At 75.8% G+C, this 1,068-nt stretch carries 1 protein-coding gene; it reads right to left on the reverse strand.

The features are described 5' to 3' along the window. The coding region (locus FV223_RS28320; protein ID WP_147729964.1) for a molybdopterin cofactor-binding domain-containing protein at positions 1-1,068 on the reverse strand (1,068 nt) is incomplete at both ends.

Here is a 1,068-nt window from a genome sequence, read left to right on the forward strand (position 1 = left end):
GTGTCGCCGAGCCGCACCGTCACCGCCGCGATCGGCACGCCGAGCCCGTCGGCCGCGGCCATCGCCAGCAGCGTGGTGATGCCGTTGCCGATCTCGTGGTGCGCGGTCTCGACGGCGACGCGGCCGTCGGGTCGAAGCGCGACGCGCATCGTCGCGGGGGCGATCTTCACCGGCCGCACCGAGGTGGCGCAGCCGAGCCCGACCCGCCAGGCCCCGTCCCGCATCGCGCCGGGGCGGGGGATGCGGCGCGACCAACCGAAGGCCTCGGCGCCGGCATCGAAGCAGGCCATCAGCGGACGCGACGAGAACGGCTTGCCCGAGACCGGGTCGGTCACGGTGTCGTTGCGCCGGCGCAGCGCGATCGGGTCGAGGCCGAGCGCCCAGGCCATCTCGTCGACCGCGCTCTCCAGGGCGAACAGGTAGGGCACCTCGGGCGGCGCCCGCATCGGGCCGGGCGTGTTGCGGTCGACCCGCACGGCGCGCTCGTCGGTGCGGATGTCGGGGCAGGCGTAGAGGCTCGCGGTCACGTCGGTGCCCTCCATCGCGAAGGCGTCGAAGCGCGAGGTCGTCATCGCCGCCTCGTGCACCAGGGCGGTGAAGCGCCCGGCGCGGTCGGCGCCCAGGCGGAGGTCGTGGCGCGTCTCCGGGCGGTGGTTCGCGATGGTGAAGCCCTGCCGCCGGGTCGGCACCAGCGCGACCGGGCGGCCGAGGTCGCGGGCGGCGAGGGCGACCAGCGCCGTGTGCTGCGACAGCGCGAGCTTCGAGCCGAAATGGCCGCCGATCGGCCCCGACACGACGCGGATGTCGGCCGGGTCCATGCCGAGCTGCGCGGCGAGCCCGTGCTGCAGCGCGCCGACGTAGCGCGAGGGCTCGTGCACGGTGAGCCGGCCGCCGTCCCAGGCGCAGGCGGTGGTGAACAGCTCCATCGGGTTGTGGTGCTGCACCGGCGTCTCGTAGCGCGCCGCGATCCGCATATCGGCCCGGGCGAGCGCGGCGTCGGCATCGCCCCGGCGTGGATCCGCGTGCTCGGGCTTCAGGTCGGCCAGCCGCACGGTCTCGGCGCCGGCC

It is taken from the genome of Methylobacterium sp. WL116 (assembly GCF_008039455.1).
GTDB lineage: Bacteria > Pseudomonadota > Alphaproteobacteria > Rhizobiales > Beijerinckiaceae > Methylobacterium.